Here is a 17680-nt window from a genome sequence, read left to right as displayed (position 1 = left end):
AGGTGAATTACTGCTTCTTTGATCAGTTTTTGTTTATAAAAGCAACTATTGTATCGATAACATCTTTATCTCCTAAAATCTTGCGATGCCCTAGATTATTGGTTAACAAAAGCGTCCCATTTTTACAATGTTCATGGATATGGATTCCAGCAGAAACGGGTACTTCTAAATCGTTGTGATCGTGAATGACCAAAATTGGAAGTTCGATACTAGCAGCAGCCTTGTAAGCAGAATAATCATCCATGACACTGCCATATTTTTTTTCAAAATAATCTCTGAGATGGTTGCTTATTTCTGGTCTAATTTTTAGTTTGTAAACAAAGTCATCAACGATATCTTGAACCACGTCACCACTTCCAATAACGGTTGCATTTTTTACTTTTAGACCTTTTTTTATTGCATTCAATGTAGACATGCCTCCTAAAGAATGGCCAATAATTGCTTCGAAAGGACCAAATTGTTTGTCGATTTCTAATATAGATTCAATGAAGTCGGTCATGATAGAAGTTCGACCGGGTGATTTTCCGTGCGCAGGTGCATCAAAGCTTACTGTTGCAAAGTTATGTTTTAATAGTTCATCGGCTATTTTGAATAACTGAGTACCCCTCCCTGACCAGCCGTGTACCAATAGTATTTTTTTGTCAGCATTTCCGTAGTGGTAGGTCATTATTTCTTTATCAATTGTTGCAACTTTTATGATTTGTTTTTTGGATTTGGATTCCATCTCATGTTCTCTTTTTGGAGTCTTATGTTTGATGGGGGTTACAAAAAGTTTGGCAGCAAAACGTGTGACTAATTTTGTTGAAATAAAAGCGAATATTTTAGCGGTTGATAAAATTACTTTTGGAATTCGCAAATTTTTTGGCGAACTAGTCTTTCTTTTTGGCATTTTACTAATTTTTTTTAAAAAGTTGTAGTGACGTTCTTTTTTACTAAATTTAAGAAACATAAAAGTAATATAAAATCTAATTTATCTCCCATTTTTTTGATGAATGTCTGGATAACTAGGATTTGTATGATTTTTTTGTTCAAATTATTAATTTCTTATTCAAGCGTTTATTAGGTGTAATATTTTTAACTAAAAGAAAATGAAACAGCAAAAAAAGAATGTAATTGCTATTATTTTGGGAGGGGGTCAAGGCTCTCGATTGTATCCATTGACGGAATTTCGTTCAAAACCTGCGGTCCCTATTGCTGGGAAATATCGCTTAGTTGACATCCCTATTTCGAATTGTATGAATTCGGATATTTTTAGAATGTTTGTTTTAACGCAATTCAATTCCAAATCTTTAAATGCTCACATTAAAAACACCTATAACTTTAGTATTTTCAGTCATGCTTTTGTTGATATTTTAGCAGCAGAGCAAACTCCAGATAACCCTACTTGGTTTCAAGGAACTTCTGATGCCGTGAGACAATGCATGCCTCACTTTTTGAATCATGATTTTGAATATGCCTTGATTTTATCGGGGGATCAATTGTATCAAATGGATTTTAATGAAATGCTTGAGGCTCATATCGATAATGATGCTGATATTTCTATAGCGACATTACCCGTAAATGCCAAAGACGCTCCAGAATTTGGAATTTTAAAAACCAATAACCAAAGTTTTATTGAAGCGTTTATCGAGAAACCAGCCGCCGAACTTTTGCCACAATGGGAATCTGATGTTAGCGATGAAATGAAACAACAAGGAAAGCATTACTTGGCATCGATGGGAATTTATATTTTTAACAAAAAACTATTGGTCGAGTTGATGAAAAATCCAGAAACGAAGGATTTTGGAAAAGAAATTATTCCTCAAGCAGTTGGTAATAAAAAAATACTGAGCTATCAATACGAGGGTTATTGGACGGATATCGGAAATATTGAGTCTTTTTTTGATGCCAATATTGGTTTGACAAATGATATTCCGGACTTTAATTTATTCGATAACGATAATAAAATTTACACCAGACCAAGATTATTACCCCCATCGAAGTTTAAAAGCACTCAATTGGACAATTCGTTGATATCAGAAGGGTGTATTATCAATGCCAAAGCTATCAAAAGATCAGTCATTGGCAATCGTTCCAGAATAGGGGAAGGGACCGTAATTGAGAATTCTTATATTATGGGTAATGATTTTTATCAAAGTCTAACTGATATGAAAGACGATATCGAAAACAACAACCAACTGATAGGTATTGGCGAACGTTGCTACATTAATCATGCTTTAGTAGATAAGAATTGTAGAATTGGTAATGACGTATATATTAATGGAGGAAAACATCTAGCCAATTGTTCTGAGGAGTTGTACGCTATCAAAGATGGTATTGTGGTAATCAAAAAAGGAAAAACCTTACCTGATAATTTTAGAATCGAATAATACAGCAAAGTATTATAAATTTATGAATATAGTATCAGTTTCTAGAGAATAGAAAATGAGTTAATTTTTTTAAATATTATGCAAAAGCAAACTCGAATTGTTATTGAAAATGTGATGCCCCAACTTGATGGAGGTGCTCATTTTATCAAAAGAATAGTGGGACAAACAGTAGCCCTTACAGCTGATGTTTTTTCGGATGGTCATGATGTAATTGAATGTTGTATCAAATACAAACATGAATCGGAAAAAAAATGGCAAGAAGTCAGAATGTGGCCTACTCATAATGATGTATGGAATGGAAGTTTTAAAGTTGAAAAACAAGGTTTTTATAGCTATTTTGTTGAAGGATGGGTTGATTATGCACTCAATTGGCAACATGGGACCGAGCGCAAAATTCAAGATCATCAATATGTAAAATCTGAATTACTTGAAGGAGCTGAATATATAGAAGCTATCATAAAAAAGGTAGAGGCATCAGAGAAAGAATATTTAAAAAAGTTAATTCAGCTTTTCAAGTCCGAAGCGGACTACGATGAAGCCATTAAAGAGGCTACTTCTTATGAATTGAAGAGTATTTTCAAAAAATATCCTGTTCGTTACATCGAAAATAAATCCTTAGAATTAAAGGTTTATGTGGACAGAAAAAAAGCGTTGTTCAGTACTTGGTACGAGTTTTTTCCTAGATCCTCATCACAAGAACAAGGAAAACATGGTACTTTTAAAGACTGCGAAAGATTATTGCCTAGAGTTGCTGCTATGGGCTTTGACACTTTATATTTTCCGCCGATTCATCCTATTGGAGAAATCAATCGAAAAGGGAAAAACAATGCCACTAATGCACAAGAAGGTGATGTCGGTTCTCCGTGGGGGATTGGTTCGCAATATGGAGGTCACAAATCAACCCATCCCGAATTAGGTTCTATAGAAGATTTTAAATCTTTAGTAAAAAAAGCCCAAGATTTAGGTATTGAGGTTGCCATGGATTATGCTTTACAAGCGGCTCCCGATCATCCTTATGTTAAGGAATTCCCACAATGGTTTAAGTGGCGACCCGATGGGACGGTTCAATATGCTGAAAATCCACCCAAAAAATACCAAGACATTCAACCTATTTATTTTGAAACAAAAGATTGGAAAAACCTTTGGAAAGAGTTACTAGATGTGGCCTTGTTTTGGATTGAAGAATGTAATATCAAAGTATTTCGTGTAGATAATCCACATACCAAACCGTTTTATTTTTGGGGATGGTTGATTGGTGAAATTAAGAAAATACATCCTGATGTTTTGTTTTTGGCCGAAGCTTTTACGCGACCTAAAATTATGAATGAATTAGCAAAACAAGGATTTAGTCAATCGTATACCTATTTTACTTGGAGAAATACCAAATATGAATTAATAGAGTATGTTACGGAGTTGACGCAATCTTCTCAAAAAGAGTTTTATAGACCGAATTTTTGGCCTAATACTCCAGATATAAATCCTTTTGCGCTGCAAGGTGGTAATGAATCCATTCACTTGCAAAAGTACTTTTTAGCCGCTACGTTAAGTTCTAATGTAGGGATTTACGGACCTGTTTTTGAATATATGGTTAGCGAACCTTTGGCACAAGGAAAAGAGGAATATTTGAATTCTGAGAAATATGAATTTGTAAAATGGGATTGGAGTATTCAAAACAATTTGATCCATAGAATAACCCAGATTAATACTATTAGAAAAGAACAAAATTCCTTACAACAAACCAATAATATCGTTTTTTGTGAGACCAATAACGATCAAGTTATTGCTTATTACAAATATGACGATAATAAACAAAATGAAACCTTAATGGTCGTTAGTTTAAACGATCAACATATGGTTCAAGCCATGGTGAGATTGCCTTATGCCCAGTTAGGAAATCAGCCTATTCGTGTACACGATTTGATTACTGATGCGACTTATTATTGGGAAAACGAATGGAATTTTATACAATTAAGCCCTAATGTACCTTTTCATTTATTTAAAATAATTAAGTAATGGTTGATAAAATTAACGAAGACGAATTCCAAAATCCGTTTGTTTTCAATATTGATTGGAAAAACGCTTTTGCCGAAGAAGATTTTGTCAAAGTATTTTCTTCGGATATACTCGAGAATTACATTATCAATAAACGATGGTATGGTGGTAAATCCAGTACCTTAAAGTATATTGAAATAGTTGAATCCTTTCAAATTTCTTCAAAAAAGCACACGTATTATGGGGTTTTGTTTGAAGTTAATTTTAAAGAAGCCTTCTATCAACATTATTTTATGCCCATTTCATTCATGTCTGAGGTGGATTTAGAAACCAATACGGTTATCGCTCCAGTAATTATGAATGGTGTTCAAGGTTATTTGGTCGATGCGCTTCATCAGGAAGATTTCCGCAAATTGTTATTTGATAATATTGTCCATTCTAATGCAAAAATTGATGCCAAGTTAAATTTTCATTGTGGTTCCAAATTAACCCAAAAGACCTATCAGAGTTCTAAATTTATGGGGGTAGAGCAAAGCAATACCTCTATAATTTACAATGATACTTTGGTTTTAAAAATCTTCAGAAGGATTTATATCAATATGAATCCAGATTATGAAATTAGCAGGTTTTTGACAGAGCGTATGCATTTTGAAAATTCACCGGCCTACACTGGAAGTATTAGCGTTATTTTGACAGAAGGGAACATAACGTTGGGATTAATGCAAGAGTTGGTGCCAAATCAAGGCGATGCATGGAAGTTTATGCTCGAAGAAGTAGACCGAATTTTTGAAAATTTGAGCTATCGAAAAATTAAAATCGACAAATTACCAGACGTTGAGTTGTTCTCTAGATTGAGATTGAATGATATTCCACATGAGATTATCGATTGGGCAGGGCTAAAGATTTTTTTGCGAATTAGAACCTTGGCTACGCGTACTGCCGAAATGCACATTGCTTTAGGGAGCGATATTCATGAAACTGCTTTTACACCAATAACTTATAATGGTGATTATTCGGTGTGGTTAAAGAATCGTTTGACTTATCAATTCCAAAATCGGTTGAATATTTTAGAAAACAACTTACACAAATTAGACGGTTTGGCTCTGGAATTGGCGAATCAGTTTTTGGATCAAAAAAAGAACATTCGTAAGGTTTTCTTAGATTTTGATTGGACCAAAATGAAATCAGAACGTATTAGAATACACGGTGATTTTCATTTAGGTCAAGTATTAGTAAATGGGGAAGATTTTTTCATTTTAGATTTCGAAGGAGAACCAGAAAGTACTATTCGTGATCGAAAAGTAAAACAACCACCGTTGAAAGATGTGGCTGGAATGTTCCGCTCGTTTCATTATGCCATTTATGCTACGATTTTCAATAATAAGGACAAGTATAATTATGAACAAGCTGAACTATTTTTGGCTGGTGAGTTGTTGTATAAATACTTTGTTGGTATCTTTTTGCAAACCTATACCGAGGTGGCGCAGGGTGGCAATCTTAATATTGGTTACAAAAATGAAATTGACTTTTTACTCAAATATTGTTTGCTCGAAAAAGCAGTGTACGAATTGGGGTATGAGTTAAATTCAAGACCTCGTTGGTCTGTAATTCCACTGACAGGAATTGCAAGTATTATGAATTTTAAAACAAAATAAGTTACAGTACTGAGCAATCAGTTTAAAAAATACAAAATGAATAAAGTACAAGCACATTCTCTTTTCTCCGAATTTGATATTGATTTGTTTAAAGCAGGGAAGCATTTTCGTCTCTATGAAAAATTAGGCGCACATCCTATAGAAGTGGATGGCGTGAAAGGAGTATATTTTGCCGTTTGGGCACCCTCAGCGGAGTCGGTTTCTGTGATTGGAGATTTTAACTACTGGATAGCAGGTAATCATGAGTTATATGTACGTTGGGATTCTTCAGGAATATGGGAAGGTTTTATTCCAAACATCAGCAAAGGGACAACGTATAAGTATAAAATTCAATCTTCTAATAATGGTATCGTTACTGAGAAAGCAGATCCTTTTGCTTTTTATTGCGAAAAACCACCACATACCGCATCTGTGATTTGGGATCTAGAGTTTAATTGGAAGGATGATAAATGGATGACCACACGTAAAGAGCACAATGCTTTAGATAAACCCTATTCTGTTTATGAAGTGCATCTCGGTTCCTGGAGACGCCACGCAGAAGACAATAGTTTCTTGAGTTATACTGAAATGGCCAAAGACCTTGTGGCTTATGTGAAAGAAACAGGATTTACACACGTGGAGTTTATGCCCGTTATGGAATATCCCTACGATCCTTCTTGGGGGTATCAGTTGGTTGGGTATTTTGCGCCAACTTCTCGCTTTGGAAATCCACAAGAGTTTATGTATTTGGTAGATCGTTTGCACGATGCAGGAATTGGAGTAATTTTGGATTGGGTACCGTCTCATTTTCCAGATGATGCACACGGGCTAGGTTTTTTTGATGGCTCAAATCTATTCGAACATCCTGACCGCCGAAAAGGCTATCATCCCGATTGGAAGAGTTTGGTTTTTAACTATGGGCGTAATGAGGTACGCTCTTTCTTGATAAGTAATGCTTTGTTTTGGTTGCACCACTATCATGTAGACGGATTACGCGTTGATGCTGTTGCCTCAATGTTGTATTTAGATTATTCTAGAAAAGATGGGGAATGGGAACCAAACATTTTTGGTGGACGCGAAAACCTAGATACGATAAGTTTCCTTAAAGATTTTAATGAAGCCGTTTATGCCAATTATGAAGGCGTACAAACCATAGCTGAGGAAAGCACCTCATTTCCTATGGTTTCTCGACCAACTTTTGCCGGTGGATTGGGCTTTGGAATGAAATGGATGATGGGTTGGATGCACGATACCTTGCATTATTTTCAAAAAGAGACGGTTTATAGAAAATACCATCAAAATGAGTTGACTTTTTCTATGACTTATGCTTTCTCAGAGAATTTTATGTTGCCACTTTCTCACGACGAAGTGGTCTATGGTAAACATTCAATAGCAGGAAGAATGCCTGGTGATGAATGGCAAAAGTATGCAAATCTAAGACTGTTGTATGGTTATATGTTCACACATCCCGGAACCAAGTTGCTATTTATGGGCGCAGAATTCGGACAAAGTGGGGAGTGGAATTTCGAGCAAAGTTTGGATTGGCATTTGCTACAATATCCTTTTCATAAAGGGATTCAAACAGTAATTACCGAACTGAATGCACTCTACAAATCACAACCAGCCTTGTACGAAAAGCAATTTAGTCCAGAAGGATTCGAATGGATTAATTATTCTGACCACGAGAATGCAGTTATGACCTACATCCGTAAAGGGAATGATCCAATCAACGATTTGATTGTGATTTGCAATTTCACTCCAGTAGTTCGAGAAAATTATCGCATAGGGATTCCTAGAAAAGGAGAATTAGTTGAACTATTCAATAGCGATGCCAAGTTATTTGGTGGCAGTGGCGTGCAACAAAGCGGAAAGCTAAAAGTTGAAGCCACACCTTATGATGGCAGAGATTATTCTATCGCCTTAACGTTGCCTCCTTTGGCTATTACCGTATTCAAAATGAAATGACATAACGTATTCAAAACAAAAACGTTTGTAAGACCTAGTATTTTACAAACGTTTTTTTATTTGGGCGTGCCCTCCTCTAGCCAGAAAAAGGCTAGAGGAGGTCGTGCTGTACGTTCCCGCTTTTTTTTATTTTTCCAAAAAAAGAAAAATAAAAAAAGAGCTCCACTGCCATCACTCACGCAAGTGTCTTCGTGAGAACGTTATTGGATTTATAAAAATTTTGCTTTCAATTCAGGAGTAGGCATCCAGCAGTGTTCCTGTTGACCGTACCATTTGTACCTATTTTTCGCCACATAATCATAAACGGAATTCAAAAGGGGAGTAGGAAGGATTTTAAAAACAATAGCCAAACTAAAAATTCCGCCAAGCTCCTTCGCAATGTCCAAAACCGCCTCCGATTTATACGAATACGAAACCCCAGGCGCATAAAAAACTAGACTGTCTATTTTGCGCGTGTCAATCCCAATATGTTTTTGTATGGCTATACCCATTTCACTTTGCAAAGCCACAAAACGGAAAACATCTTTTTTATCGTGTTGTATAATGGTTTGCACGGCAGTATTACACAAATTGCAAACGCCATCAAATAGGATGATTTTCTTGTTTTCAGGAAGTGATAAGGAATGTTGCATTTGTTTATTGGTATTAATTTAGGTTTCAGAATATACTTAATTACCGCAAATTACTTTATTATTGGCTATCGCTCTAGTTTTTGGTTTAGATTTAAAATTTGAATTAAATACAATTAATTTTTTGTGTTGAGGCGAACTAATTCCCCTCTTGAGAGGGGTTAGGGGTGTGTTTTAAACCTTGTAGGTATACTTGTCATTTTGAAATACCCACAAGGTCAAAAAAAGACCTTGCAGGAGTATGATGCTTATAAATTGATTCTGTATAACTTAAATTTAGAATTTGTAGTATTATTTCTTAACCGCTTCCACTAATTCTAATTCGTCTAAACTTACTTTCGAGGTGAAAATACCGTAATTGACAGTGGCTTTGTTTTTTTCAATACTATCAATCGTTCCTATTGCTTTTCCATCAGCCATGCGCACGCGGTCACCTAATTTTAAAATAGGTTTTGGTTTTTCAACAACGGGTTTCAGTTTCTTTTCTTTTTTAATTGCTCTAATTTCCTCGACCTTCACTTCAACCTCTTTGATAATCTCTTTTTTCTTTTCGGTGATGACTTTGGCTTCTTTGGCCGAAATCTTTTTACGCTTAGAATTTTCTATTTCAATAATTTTCAAAAACTCACCAATCAGTTCTTTTTTGTTTTTATTGTTGAAATACTTCTCTGAAATATCTTCTATTTTTTGGCCAATGTAAATCGTTTTTTGGTTGCTGTCATACAATTCTTGATAGCTTTCCAATTTTTGTTTGATTTTTACATTGATGCTTTCCATTTTTTTACTTTCCTCTCTGGCTTTCGATTCTTCTTCTTTTAAAACTTGAGAGGTTTTTTCGAGTTTAGAACGTTCTTTTTGCAAGGTGGCAATAGTCTTGTCAAATCGTATTTTTCCGGTTTCGATTTTCTTTTTAGCACGATTGATTAAACCAAATGGGATACCGTTTTTCTGTGCTACTTCAAAAGTAAAAGAACTTCCGGCCTGCCCCAGAACGAGTTTGTACATGGGTTCTAATGTTTTCTCGTCAAAAAGCATATTGGCATTTTGAGCACAAGGCAATTCATTGGCCAGTATCTTTAAATTGGAGTAGTGCGTTGTAATAATTCCAAAAGCTTCTCGATGGTAGAATTCTTCCAAGAAAATTTCAGCAAGCGCTCCACCTAATTCTGGGTCGGATCCTGTTCCAAATTCATCAATCAAAAACATGGTTTTTCTGTTGCATTTTTTTAGAAAATAATTCATGTTTTTTAAGCGATAACTGTACGTACTCAAATGATTTTCTATGGATTGATTGTCGCCAATGTCCGTTAGGATTCGGTCAAACAAAAAGGTTTCACTGCGTTCGTGTACCGGAATCAACATACCCGATTGCAACATTAATTGCAATAAGCCAACGGTCTTTAAGGAAATGGTTTTTCCACCCGCATTGGGTCCAGAAATAACGATGATACGGTTATCTTGGTTCAGTTCTATAGTTTGTGGATACGTAACTTCTTTTTTTTGTTTGTTGTTCAAATACAAAATAGGATGGTAAGCATCTCTAAAGAAAAGCCTTCTTTCTTCGGTAATTTGAGGTAAGATAGCATTGATTTTGTTGGCATATTTGGCTTTGGCTGCAATAACATCAATGTCACTCAAAAACTCTTGGTACTCAATAAGCAAAGGCAAATAGGGACGAATAGCGTTTGATAATTGCTTTAAGATTCGGGTGATTTCTTCTTTTTCTTCATATTCGAGATTGCTCAATTCGCGTGAATATCTTAAAGTAGCTTCGGGCTCGATATAAGCAATACTACCTGTTTTTGAGCTTCCCAAAATGGTTCCTTTCACTTTACGACGATACATTGCCAAAACGGCTAAAACTCTACGATTTTGTACAAAACTTTCTTTGATGTCATCCAAATAGCCCAAACCATTGTATTGTGACAAAGCAACGCCAAAACTTTGGTTTACCTTACCACGTACCACATTCATATTTCTTCGAATATTGAGTAAATCTGGGGATGCATTGTCTTTGATTTCTCCATATTTATCTACGACTTCGTCAATTAGTGTAATGATGTTTTTGGTGTATTCAACCTTAGTCGCTCGAGCATTCAAGTTAGGATAATAGTCTTCGAATTTTTTTAGAAAATTCAGCAAGAAATTACAGGTACTAGAGAGCGTAGCAATTTTTCTAAAACTTCCAACTTCAAGAAAGCTATCTTCAATTCCAAGAAATTTGATTTCATGAGTAATGGCGTCAAACCCGTGATTAGGAATAGCGTTGTTATTTTGAAAAGAAGAAACATATTCTGAAGTTTGCAACAAAGCTTCCATTAATGTTTCTTTCTCTCTAAAAGGCGTAATTTTTAATGCTTTCTCTTTACCAATATCGGTATTGCAAATATCCGATAAGGTTTCGAGCACGGTGGGAAATTGTAAATCTTGTAATGTTTTTTCGGTGATAGCAATCATGAAATCGTTTAATTTTGGTATGCAAAAATAAGACTATTTCAAGGAGAAACATAATGTTATTTCACGCAGCTTCACAAAGCTACTACGTTATACTGTATCTCATTTTTTCGAAGCTTTTTTCTGATTCTTAGTGTATCTTTGTAGAATAAATTTAGAATATGCTATCCAACCTTAATCCTTCTTGGCGAACCTTTTTATCCGAAGAACTTGAAAAAGACTATTTCTTGAATTTGATGCAAGAAGTTGATGAAGAATATCAAAATTACACCTGTTTTCCGCCAAAAGACTTGATTTTTTCGGCATTTAATCATTGTGCTTTCGAAGATGTAAAAGTAGTTATCATTGGTCAAGACCCTTATCATGGAGAAGGCGAGGCTAATGGTTTGAGTTTTTCGGTGAATGATGGAGTAAAAATTCCACCGTCTTTGCGCAATATTTTTAGAGAATTAACAGATGATTTGGGCGCTATTTTTATGCCTACTTCGGGAAATTTAGAGGCTTGGGCAAAACAAGGAGTTTTGTTGTTGAATGCTACTTTGAGTGTTCGAAAAGACAGTCCCAATAGCCACAAACACTTAGCTTGGAGCCGATTTACAGACGCCATTATCGAAAAATTAGCTTCTGAAAAACAACAGCTCGTTTTCTTGCTTTGGGGAAGTTTTGCGCAAAAGAAAGGTAACAAAATTGACCGAAAACAACATTTAGTTTTAGAATCTGGTCATCCATCGCCCATGAGTGCCAATCAAGGAAAATGGTTTGGAAACAAACATTTTTCACAAACCAATACCTACTTAATTTCAAATGGATTAGAACCTATTAATTGGTTGTAATTATCTTTTTTTGATATCTCTAAGCACTGCTTTATCTGGATAGTTGATTACTTCCACGGTAATTTCTTGATTTTTAGCGGTTTTTCCGTATACTGTGTAAAGTTTTCCTTTTTCAAGAGGAAGGTTGCTTTTGTCAAAATCTACATCGCCAAATTTTAAGGTATTTTTAATATCAGCGGTGTCGACCCATTTTTCATTTAAAACTTGAGAAGCTTTGTCAGAGTATTCAAAGGGTTTATTTCTTATGTCATTCAACACACGGGCGTTTGGAAAATAATTACAGCGGGTGTCTTTGCCAGAAAATATAGCAGCTACCACAAATAATCCCATCAACAAACCAATCAAATAATAAGCGAAACGATATGTAAATTTCATGAAGTATTTTTTTTGCAAAGGTAATTGAAACTTAGCTTAAAAAACAATTAAATTAATGTCGTTATCTTGAATGTCAAACCAGTCTCCAATAGCTTTATTTGTTAGTATTCCGTGGTAAAGATACACGCCATTTTTAAGCCCTTTGTTGCATCGTATCGAGCTTTCAATTCCGCCATCTTCAGCTATTTGTAACAAATAAGGAGTAATGATGTTGCTTATGGATAGAGAAGCTGTTTTGGAATAGCGTGAGGGAATATTAGGAACACAATAATGCAAAACATTACTTTTAATAAATGTTGGTTTTTCGTGAGTGGTTATTTCAGAGGTTTCAAAACAGCCTCCTGTGTCAATACTTACATCAACGATTACTGCCCCTTTTTTCATGTGTTCGACCATAGTTTCTGTAACTACAATTGGGCATCGTTCTTTACCACGCATGGCTCCAATAGCGACATCACATCTCCTTAATGCTTTTAATAAAGTTTTGGGTTGTATGGTTGAAGTAAAGATGCGTTGGTTTAAATTGTTTTGTAAACGTCTTAATTTGGTAATTGAGTTATCAAAGACCTTTACATTTGCACCAAGTCCGATTGCAGTTTTGGCTGCAAACTCACCCACAGTTCCAGCGCCCAAAATCACCACTTCGGTTGGAGGTACTCCTGTAATGTTGCCAAATAATAATCCTTTACCAAACTCGGTAGTAATCATTAATTCTGAAGCAATGAGTATCGAAGCTGTTCCAGCTATTTCACTCAATGATTTTACAGCGGGATAAGAACCGTCTTCGTCTTTAATGTATTCAAAAGCTAAAGCGGTAACTTTTTTTCTTGCCAAAGCTTCAAAATAGGCTTTTTGTCTTGTTTTTAATTGAATTGCAGAGAGAACAATCGCTTTATTGTTGAGCATTTCTATTTCTGCTAGAGTTGGTGGTTCTACTTTTAAAATCATTGGACAACTAAAGACTTTTGCGGTATCTTTAGTTACTTCGGCTCCAGCATCACAATATTCTTTGTCTGTATAGCTTGAGCTTTCTCCAGCACCTGATTCAATCATTACTCTATGTCCTTGAAAAGTCAAAGAATTAACAGCGTCTGGAGTTAAACAAATTCGTTTTTCTTGATAGCTGGTTTCTTTTGGAATCCCAATAAAAAGTTCACTTTTATGTCTTGCAACTTCCAACTTCTCTTCTTGGGGCATCAACTGTTGTTTGGTAAATGGGCTAATCGACATAATTGTTTGAAAATTTAAGTGTACAATTTACAAAAAGTATTTAAGTTTTTGGATTTAGAATGAAGGAACTCTGTTTTGCTAAGGTAAAAGGAGTTCCATTTTGATATCGGCTCTTTCGTATACGCCAGATTCTAAAGGAATTTCTTTAAAACCAAATGATTCATACAAGTGTAATGCTGTTTTTAATTGTCTGTTGGAGTATAAAATTAACTTCTGAATTCCGTGTTTTTGAGCTTCTTCTATGCAAAATTCTATTAATTGTCGCCCGATTCCTAATCCTTGAACTTTTTCGGTAACGGCCATTTTGGATAGTTCGAATGTGTTTGTGTTTATCTTTAACAACGAAACTGTGCCAATTATTTCGTCTAAATATTGCGCATAAAATATTTTCCCGCCTTTGTTTATAATTTCTTCGACAGGATTGCTGAGTACCAATTCGTCTTTTGGTTCGACCTTAAAGTATTTTTGCAGCCATTCTAAATTTAATGTTTTAATGGCTTCTTTATGGGCAATAGAAAAAGGAATGATGTTACTATTGTTTTTATGATTTTTCATTTTGGATGCCGCTTTTTATTCTAAAACCAGTTTTCGATTTCCGTCATCAAGTACTTCTATGGTAATTACGGAATGTTGCTCTGGAATGAGATTCGTGATTTTTTCGGCCCATTCAATAAAACACCAATGTCCGGAGTAGAGGTACTCATCTATTCCCATATCTAAAGCCTCGATTTCAGTTTTTAATCGGTAACAATCAAAGTGATAAATGTATTGATTATTAGTTGTGTAATATTCGTTAACTAAAGAAAAAGTTGGACTACTTGTGGGTTCGTTTACACCTAGATTCTCACATAGTTTTTTTATCAAGGTAGTTTTTCCTGCACCCATTTCTCCATTGAATAAGAGTACTTTATTTGGATTTTGTTCTAGTATTTGTTTAGCTACTTGATCTAGCTCATCAATTGAAAATAGTACAGTCATTTTTGTAAAAATTTACAGGCTATTATTAGCTATTTTGAGTTTACTTTTTAGTTTTAGTGATTTGTTATAAAACATTAAGCAACAATTATTTTGGATTGAATACCAAAAAGGGTATAATCATTTCTTCTAATGAAATGCCGCCGTGTTGATAGGTGTTTTTGTAATAGCTAACGTAATGGTTGTAATTGTTTACGTAGGCCAAAAACAAATCATTTTTTGCAAAAATATACGAACTGGTCATATTTATAGCGGGTAATCCAATTTCTTTTGGTTCTTTTACTGCATACACATCTTTTTGCTCATAGGTCAAACTTCTTCCTGTTTTGTATCTTAAATTTAAGCTGGTGTTTTTGTCACCAACTACTTTGGATGGGTTTTTTACATTGATTGTACCGTGATCGGTAGTTAAAATCAATTTGAAGCCTAATTTTTGAGCCTGTTGGATAATTTCGAGCAAAGGAGAATTTTTGAACCAACTCAAGGTTAAAGAGCGATAGGCCTTATCATCTGCGGCTAATTCTTTAACAACTTCCATTTCTGTTTTGGCATGTGAAAGCATGTCTACGAAGTTGTAAACAATAGTTACCAAGTCATTATTTTTTAGTGTTTTAAAATTTTCAACTAGTTTTTTTCCTCCAGCTATGTTGGTGATTTTGAAATAATCTTCTTTAATATCAAGTCCTAATCGTTTGAGTTGGGCGGTTAAGAATTCAGCTTCGTAAAGATTTTTGCCGCCTTCTTCGGGATCGTTTTTCCAGTATTGTGGAAACTTTTTCTCCATGTCTAGTGGTGTTAATCCAGAAAAAATAGCATTTCGAGCATATTGCGTTGCTGTAGGAAGAATCGAGTAGTAGGGGACTTCTTTTTCAAGTTTGTAATAGTTGGCTACTACATTTTCGAAGGCTTTCCACTGGTCGTATCTTAAATTGTCAATGACTATAAATAGTACTGGTTTATCTTTTTTTAGAATTTCAGGTACGACCAATTCTTTGAATAGCGTATGGGATTGTATAGGCTTATCGCTTTTAGGTGCAAACCAATCTTCGTAATTACGTTCAATGAATTTACCAAACTGCGAATTGGCTTCAACTTTTTGAGATTCTAAAATCTCGATCATACTTTGGTCATCAATGTTTTCTAATTCTAATTCCCAAAACAACAGTTTTTTGTATAGCTCAATCCAGTCTTCATAAGTATTAACCATAGCCATCTCTAGGGTAATTTTTCTGAATTCCTTTTGATAATCTAAAGTTGTTTTTTGAGAAATTAATCGAGAGTGGTCTAAGTTCTTTTTTAAACTAAGTAAGATTTGGTTTGGATTTACGGGCTTTATCAAATAATCCGCGATTTTTGAGCCAATAGCTTCTTCCATGATGTATTCTTCTTCGCTTTTGGTAATCATAATCATGGGGATAGCAGATTTTTTTTCTTTCATTTCAGAAAGGGTTTCTAAACCGCTCATTCCAGGCATGTTTTCATCCAAGAACACGATATCGAAATTATTTTCTTCAAAAATAGTTACTGCGTCAAGACCATTATTACAGGTTGTAACGCTATAATTTTTCTTTTCTAAAAACAGAATATGTGGTTTGAGCAAGTCGATTTCATCATCTACCCAAAGTATTTTTATTGTATCCATATTTGGTGGTAAAGTATCAAAATTAGTAAAACTTTTAGCCAAATTAATTAATTATCTTAGGCTTTAAAGAGGTATTGTGATTTTTTTAGCTATTTATTTGTTTTTGTGTATTGGTAAATCGACTTTCGTATTGGTTTACAGTAAGCTTACTATTTTTTACTTTGTTGAAGTAAATTGCATAAGGTCTAAATTGTTTATATTTGTCGTCCTAAAAAAAAACTAGTACAAGTGAGTCAAATCAACAAATTAAAAATATTTAATGATCCTATTTATGGGTTTATTACTATCCCCAATGCGCTCATTTACGATTTAATTCAACATTCCTATTTTCAACGTCTCCGCCGTATCTCTCAAATGGGTCTCTCTTATTTGGTTTATCCAGGCGCTAATCATACTCGTTTTCATCATGCTTTAGGATGTATGCATATCATGCAAAAGGCAGTAGAATCACTTCGTTTTAAAGGTGTTACGATTTCTTCTGAGGAGGAAAATGCATTGTATATTGCCATATTATTACATGATATAGGTCACGGACCTTTTTCTCATGCTATGGAAAGTAGTATTGTAGAAGATGTGCATCACGAAGCTATTTCTCTATTGTTTATGCAGCAACTAAATAAAGAGTTTGATGGTAAATTGAGTTTAGCAATTCAAGTTTTTAAAGGCGAATACCATCGAAAGTTTATGTTGCAATTGATCTCGAGTCAGTTGGATATGGATAGAATGGATTATTTAAAAAGGGATAGTTTCTATTCAGGAGTTTCGGAAGGTAATGTCAATTCTGAGCGAATTATCCAAATGATGAATGTGGTTGATGATGTTCTGGTTATTGAAGAAAAAGGAATTTATTCTGTCGAAAAGTTTTTGATGTCCCGAAGATTGATGTATTGGCAAGTGTATCTGCATAAAACAAGTTTGGTAGCCGAATCTATTTTGACTAAAATTTTAAAGCGAGCCAAAGAACTTACCTTGAAAGGTGAGGATTTAACGGCAAGTTTGCCCTTGTCTTTTTTTATGCATAATAAAGTTACTATGGAGACTTTTGATGCGGCAACCTTGAATTTATTCTCTAAACTAGATGATTTTGATATCATAAGCGCTTTAAAATCTTGGCAAGATCATCCCGATTTTATTTTGTCATCATTGAGTAAAATGATTATTAATCGTGATTTATTAAAAATAAAGTTGAGCAGTGACAAAGTTAGTACTGAAGAATTATTGCCGCTTAAAGAACGATTTGTGTCAGAAAATGATATTACATTGGCCGAAGCTAATTACTTTATTTTTAGAGGAAAAATTAAAAATCAAGCTTACAGCAAAGAAGCTGAACCAATTCGTATCCTTAAAAAAGACAAGACCATCGAAGATATTGTTGATGCGTCTGACCAATTGAATTTTAAATCTGTATCTAAGTTTGTTACAAAGTATTACATCTGTTTCCCAAAACAACTGTTATAATTTTTAACAATTAAAACCTATTTTTTATATTTTTGTCGCGATGAAACGAACCGGTAATTTATTTTCGAAAATAAGCAGAACATTTTATAGAGAGTTCCATCTTATTCCCATGAATAATACAATA

Annotated in this window: 14 protein-coding genes; 6 read left to right on the top strand and 8 right to left on the bottom strand. The window is 34.5% G+C overall.

Annotated features, from left to right (window positions below; genetic code table 11):
* Positions 1-22 precede the first annotated feature (22 nt).
* Positions 23-889, bottom strand: a complete 867-nt coding sequence (locus ACZ1AQ_RS02910; protein WP_489631451.1) for an alpha/beta hydrolase — start codon at positions 887-889, stop codon at positions 23-25.
* 199 nt (positions 890-1088) lie between these two features.
* On the opposite strand from ACZ1AQ_RS02910, the gene ACZ1AQ_RS02905 reads away from it, so the two are divergent.
* The 4 genes from ACZ1AQ_RS02905 (at position 1089) to glgB (ending at position 7960) form a co-directional block, all read left to right on the top strand.
* Entirely contained in the window at positions 1089-2369 is a 1281-nt protein-coding gene (locus tag ACZ1AQ_RS02905) for a glucose-1-phosphate adenylyltransferase (protein WP_489631450.1), read from the top strand.
* A gap of 78 nt (positions 2370-2447) precedes the next feature.
* On the top strand, positions 2448-4382 hold the full coding sequence (locus ACZ1AQ_RS02900; RefSeq protein WP_489631449.1) for an alpha-1,4-glucan--maltose-1-phosphate maltosyltransferase: 1935 nt from the start codon (positions 2448-2450) through the stop codon (positions 4380-4382).
* On the top strand, positions 4382-6016 hold the full coding sequence (locus ACZ1AQ_RS02895; protein ID WP_489631448.1) for a trehalose synthase: 1635 nt from the start codon (positions 4382-4384) through the stop codon (positions 6014-6016). Before ACZ1AQ_RS02900 ends, ACZ1AQ_RS02895 begins: the two co-directional genes overlap by 1 nt.
* 36 nt (positions 6017-6052) lie before the next feature.
* The gene (glgB, locus tag ACZ1AQ_RS02890; protein WP_489631447.1) at positions 6053-7960 is read left to right on the top strand and encodes a 1,4-alpha-glucan branching protein GlgB; all 1908 of its coding nucleotides are present in this window, start codon (positions 6053-6055) and stop codon (positions 7958-7960) included.
* A 209-nt stretch (positions 7961-8169) separates the two neighbouring features.
* Here the strand turns inward: glgB and ACZ1AQ_RS02885 are convergent, their stop codons facing one another.
* On the bottom strand, positions 8170-8592 hold the full coding sequence (locus tag ACZ1AQ_RS02885; RefSeq protein ID WP_489631446.1) for a thiol-disulfide oxidoreductase DCC family protein: 423 nt from the start codon (positions 8590-8592) through the stop codon (positions 8170-8172).
* 288 nt (positions 8593-8880) lie between these two features.
* A complete protein-coding gene (locus ACZ1AQ_RS02880; protein ID WP_489631445.1) occupies positions 8881-11046 on the bottom strand; it encodes an endonuclease MutS2 in 2166 nt (721 codons plus the stop codon).
* A 158-nt stretch (positions 11047-11204) separates the two neighbouring features.
* On the opposite strand from ACZ1AQ_RS02880, the gene ACZ1AQ_RS02875 reads away from it, so the two are divergent.
* Complete coding sequence (locus tag ACZ1AQ_RS02875) at positions 11205-11876, top strand: uracil-DNA glycosylase (RefSeq protein WP_489631444.1); 672 nt, start codon at positions 11205-11207, stop codon at positions 11874-11876.
* Here ACZ1AQ_RS02875 and ACZ1AQ_RS02870 read toward each other — a convergent pair whose 3' ends face one another.
* The 5 genes from ACZ1AQ_RS02870 to porX form a co-directional block, all read right to left on the bottom strand.
* Positions 11877-12251: a DUF4258 domain-containing protein gene (locus ACZ1AQ_RS02870; RefSeq protein WP_489631443.1), complete on the bottom strand. Its 375-nt coding sequence runs from the start codon at positions 12249-12251 to the stop codon at positions 11877-11879. It abuts the gene before it with no gap.
* A gap of 36 nt (positions 12252-12287) precedes the next feature.
* Positions 12288-13481: an alanine dehydrogenase gene (locus tag ACZ1AQ_RS02865; protein ID WP_489631442.1), complete on the bottom strand. Its 1194-nt coding sequence runs from the start codon at positions 13479-13481 to the stop codon at positions 12288-12290.
* Between the two features lie 78 nt (positions 13482-13559).
* Positions 13560-14036 carry a GNAT family N-acetyltransferase gene (locus ACZ1AQ_RS02860; RefSeq protein WP_489631441.1) on the bottom strand — a complete coding sequence of 159 codons (477 nt, stop codon included), beginning with the start codon at positions 14034-14036 and terminating at the stop codon, positions 13560-13562.
* A gap of 15 nt (positions 14037-14051) precedes the next feature.
* Positions 14052-14459 (bottom strand): tRNA (adenosine(37)-N6)-threonylcarbamoyltransferase complex ATPase subunit type 1 TsaE, encoded by a 408-nt coding sequence (gene tsaE / locus ACZ1AQ_RS02855; RefSeq protein WP_438059576.1) that lies wholly within the window; start codon positions 14457-14459, stop codon positions 14052-14054.
* An 85-nt stretch (positions 14460-14544) separates the two neighbouring features.
* Positions 14545-16098, bottom strand: a complete 1554-nt coding sequence (gene porX / locus ACZ1AQ_RS02850; protein ID WP_489631440.1) for a T9SS response regulator signal transducer PorX — start codon at positions 16096-16098, stop codon at positions 14545-14547.
* Between the two features lie 228 nt (positions 16099-16326).
* Between porX and ACZ1AQ_RS02845 the strand changes: the two genes are divergently transcribed.
* Positions 16327-17556, top strand: coding sequence for an HD domain-containing protein (locus ACZ1AQ_RS02845; protein ID WP_489631439.1), 1230 nt, complete (start codon positions 16327-16329; stop codon positions 17554-17556).
* Positions 17557-17680: the final 124 nt, after the last annotated feature.

The sequence above is a fragment of the Flavobacterium sp. UM26 genome (assembly GCF_057922445.1).
Note: the sequence above shows the minus strand (reverse complement) of the source record. Positions and strands in the feature narration are given on the sequence as shown.

What these genes read in the sequence shown, in the direction of transcription:
- ACZ1AQ_RS02860 (WP_489631441.1), bottom strand. Translation starts at nt 14,036, where the DNA reads ATGAAAAATCATAAAAACAATAGTAACATCATTCCTTTTTCTATTGCC.
- ACZ1AQ_RS02895 (WP_489631448.1), top strand. Translation starts at nt 4,382, where the DNA reads ATGGTTGATAAAATTAACGAAGACGAATTCCAAAATCCGTTTGTTTTC.
- ACZ1AQ_RS02880 (WP_489631445.1), bottom strand. Translation starts at nt 11,046, where the DNA reads ATGATTGCTATCACCGAAAAAACATTACAAGATTTACAATTTCCCACC.
- ACZ1AQ_RS02870 (WP_489631443.1), bottom strand. Translation starts at nt 12,251, where the DNA reads ATGAAATTTACATATCGTTTCGCTTATTATTTGATTGGTTTGTTGATG.
- ACZ1AQ_RS02885 (WP_489631446.1), bottom strand. Translation starts at nt 8,592, where the DNA reads ATGCAACATTCCTTATCACTTCCTGAAAACAAGAAAATCATCCTATTT.
- ACZ1AQ_RS02865 (WP_489631442.1), bottom strand. Translation starts at nt 13,481, where the DNA reads ATGTCGATTAGCCCATTTACCAAACAACAGTTGATGCCCCAAGAAGAG.
- porX (WP_489631440.1), bottom strand. Translation starts at nt 16,098, where the DNA reads ATGGATACAATAAAAATACTTTGGGTAGATGATGAAATCGACTTGCTC.
- ACZ1AQ_RS02900 (WP_489631449.1), top strand. Translation starts at nt 2,448, where the DNA reads ATGCAAAAGCAAACTCGAATTGTTATTGAAAATGTGATGCCCCAACTT.
- glgB (WP_489631447.1), top strand. Translation starts at nt 6,053, where the DNA reads ATGAATAAAGTACAAGCACATTCTCTTTTCTCCGAATTTGATATTGAT.
- ACZ1AQ_RS02875 (WP_489631444.1), top strand. Translation starts at nt 11,205, where the DNA reads ATGCTATCCAACCTTAATCCTTCTTGGCGAACCTTTTTATCCGAAGAA.
- ACZ1AQ_RS02910 (WP_489631451.1), bottom strand. Translation starts at nt 889, where the DNA reads ATGCCAAAAAGAAAGACTAGTTCGCCAAAAAATTTGCGAATTCCAAAA.
- tsaE (WP_438059576.1), bottom strand. Translation starts at nt 14,459, where the DNA reads ATGACTGTACTATTTTCAATTGATGAGCTAGATCAAGTAGCTAAACAA.
- ACZ1AQ_RS02905 (WP_489631450.1), top strand. Translation starts at nt 1,089, where the DNA reads ATGAAACAGCAAAAAAAGAATGTAATTGCTATTATTTTGGGAGGGGGT.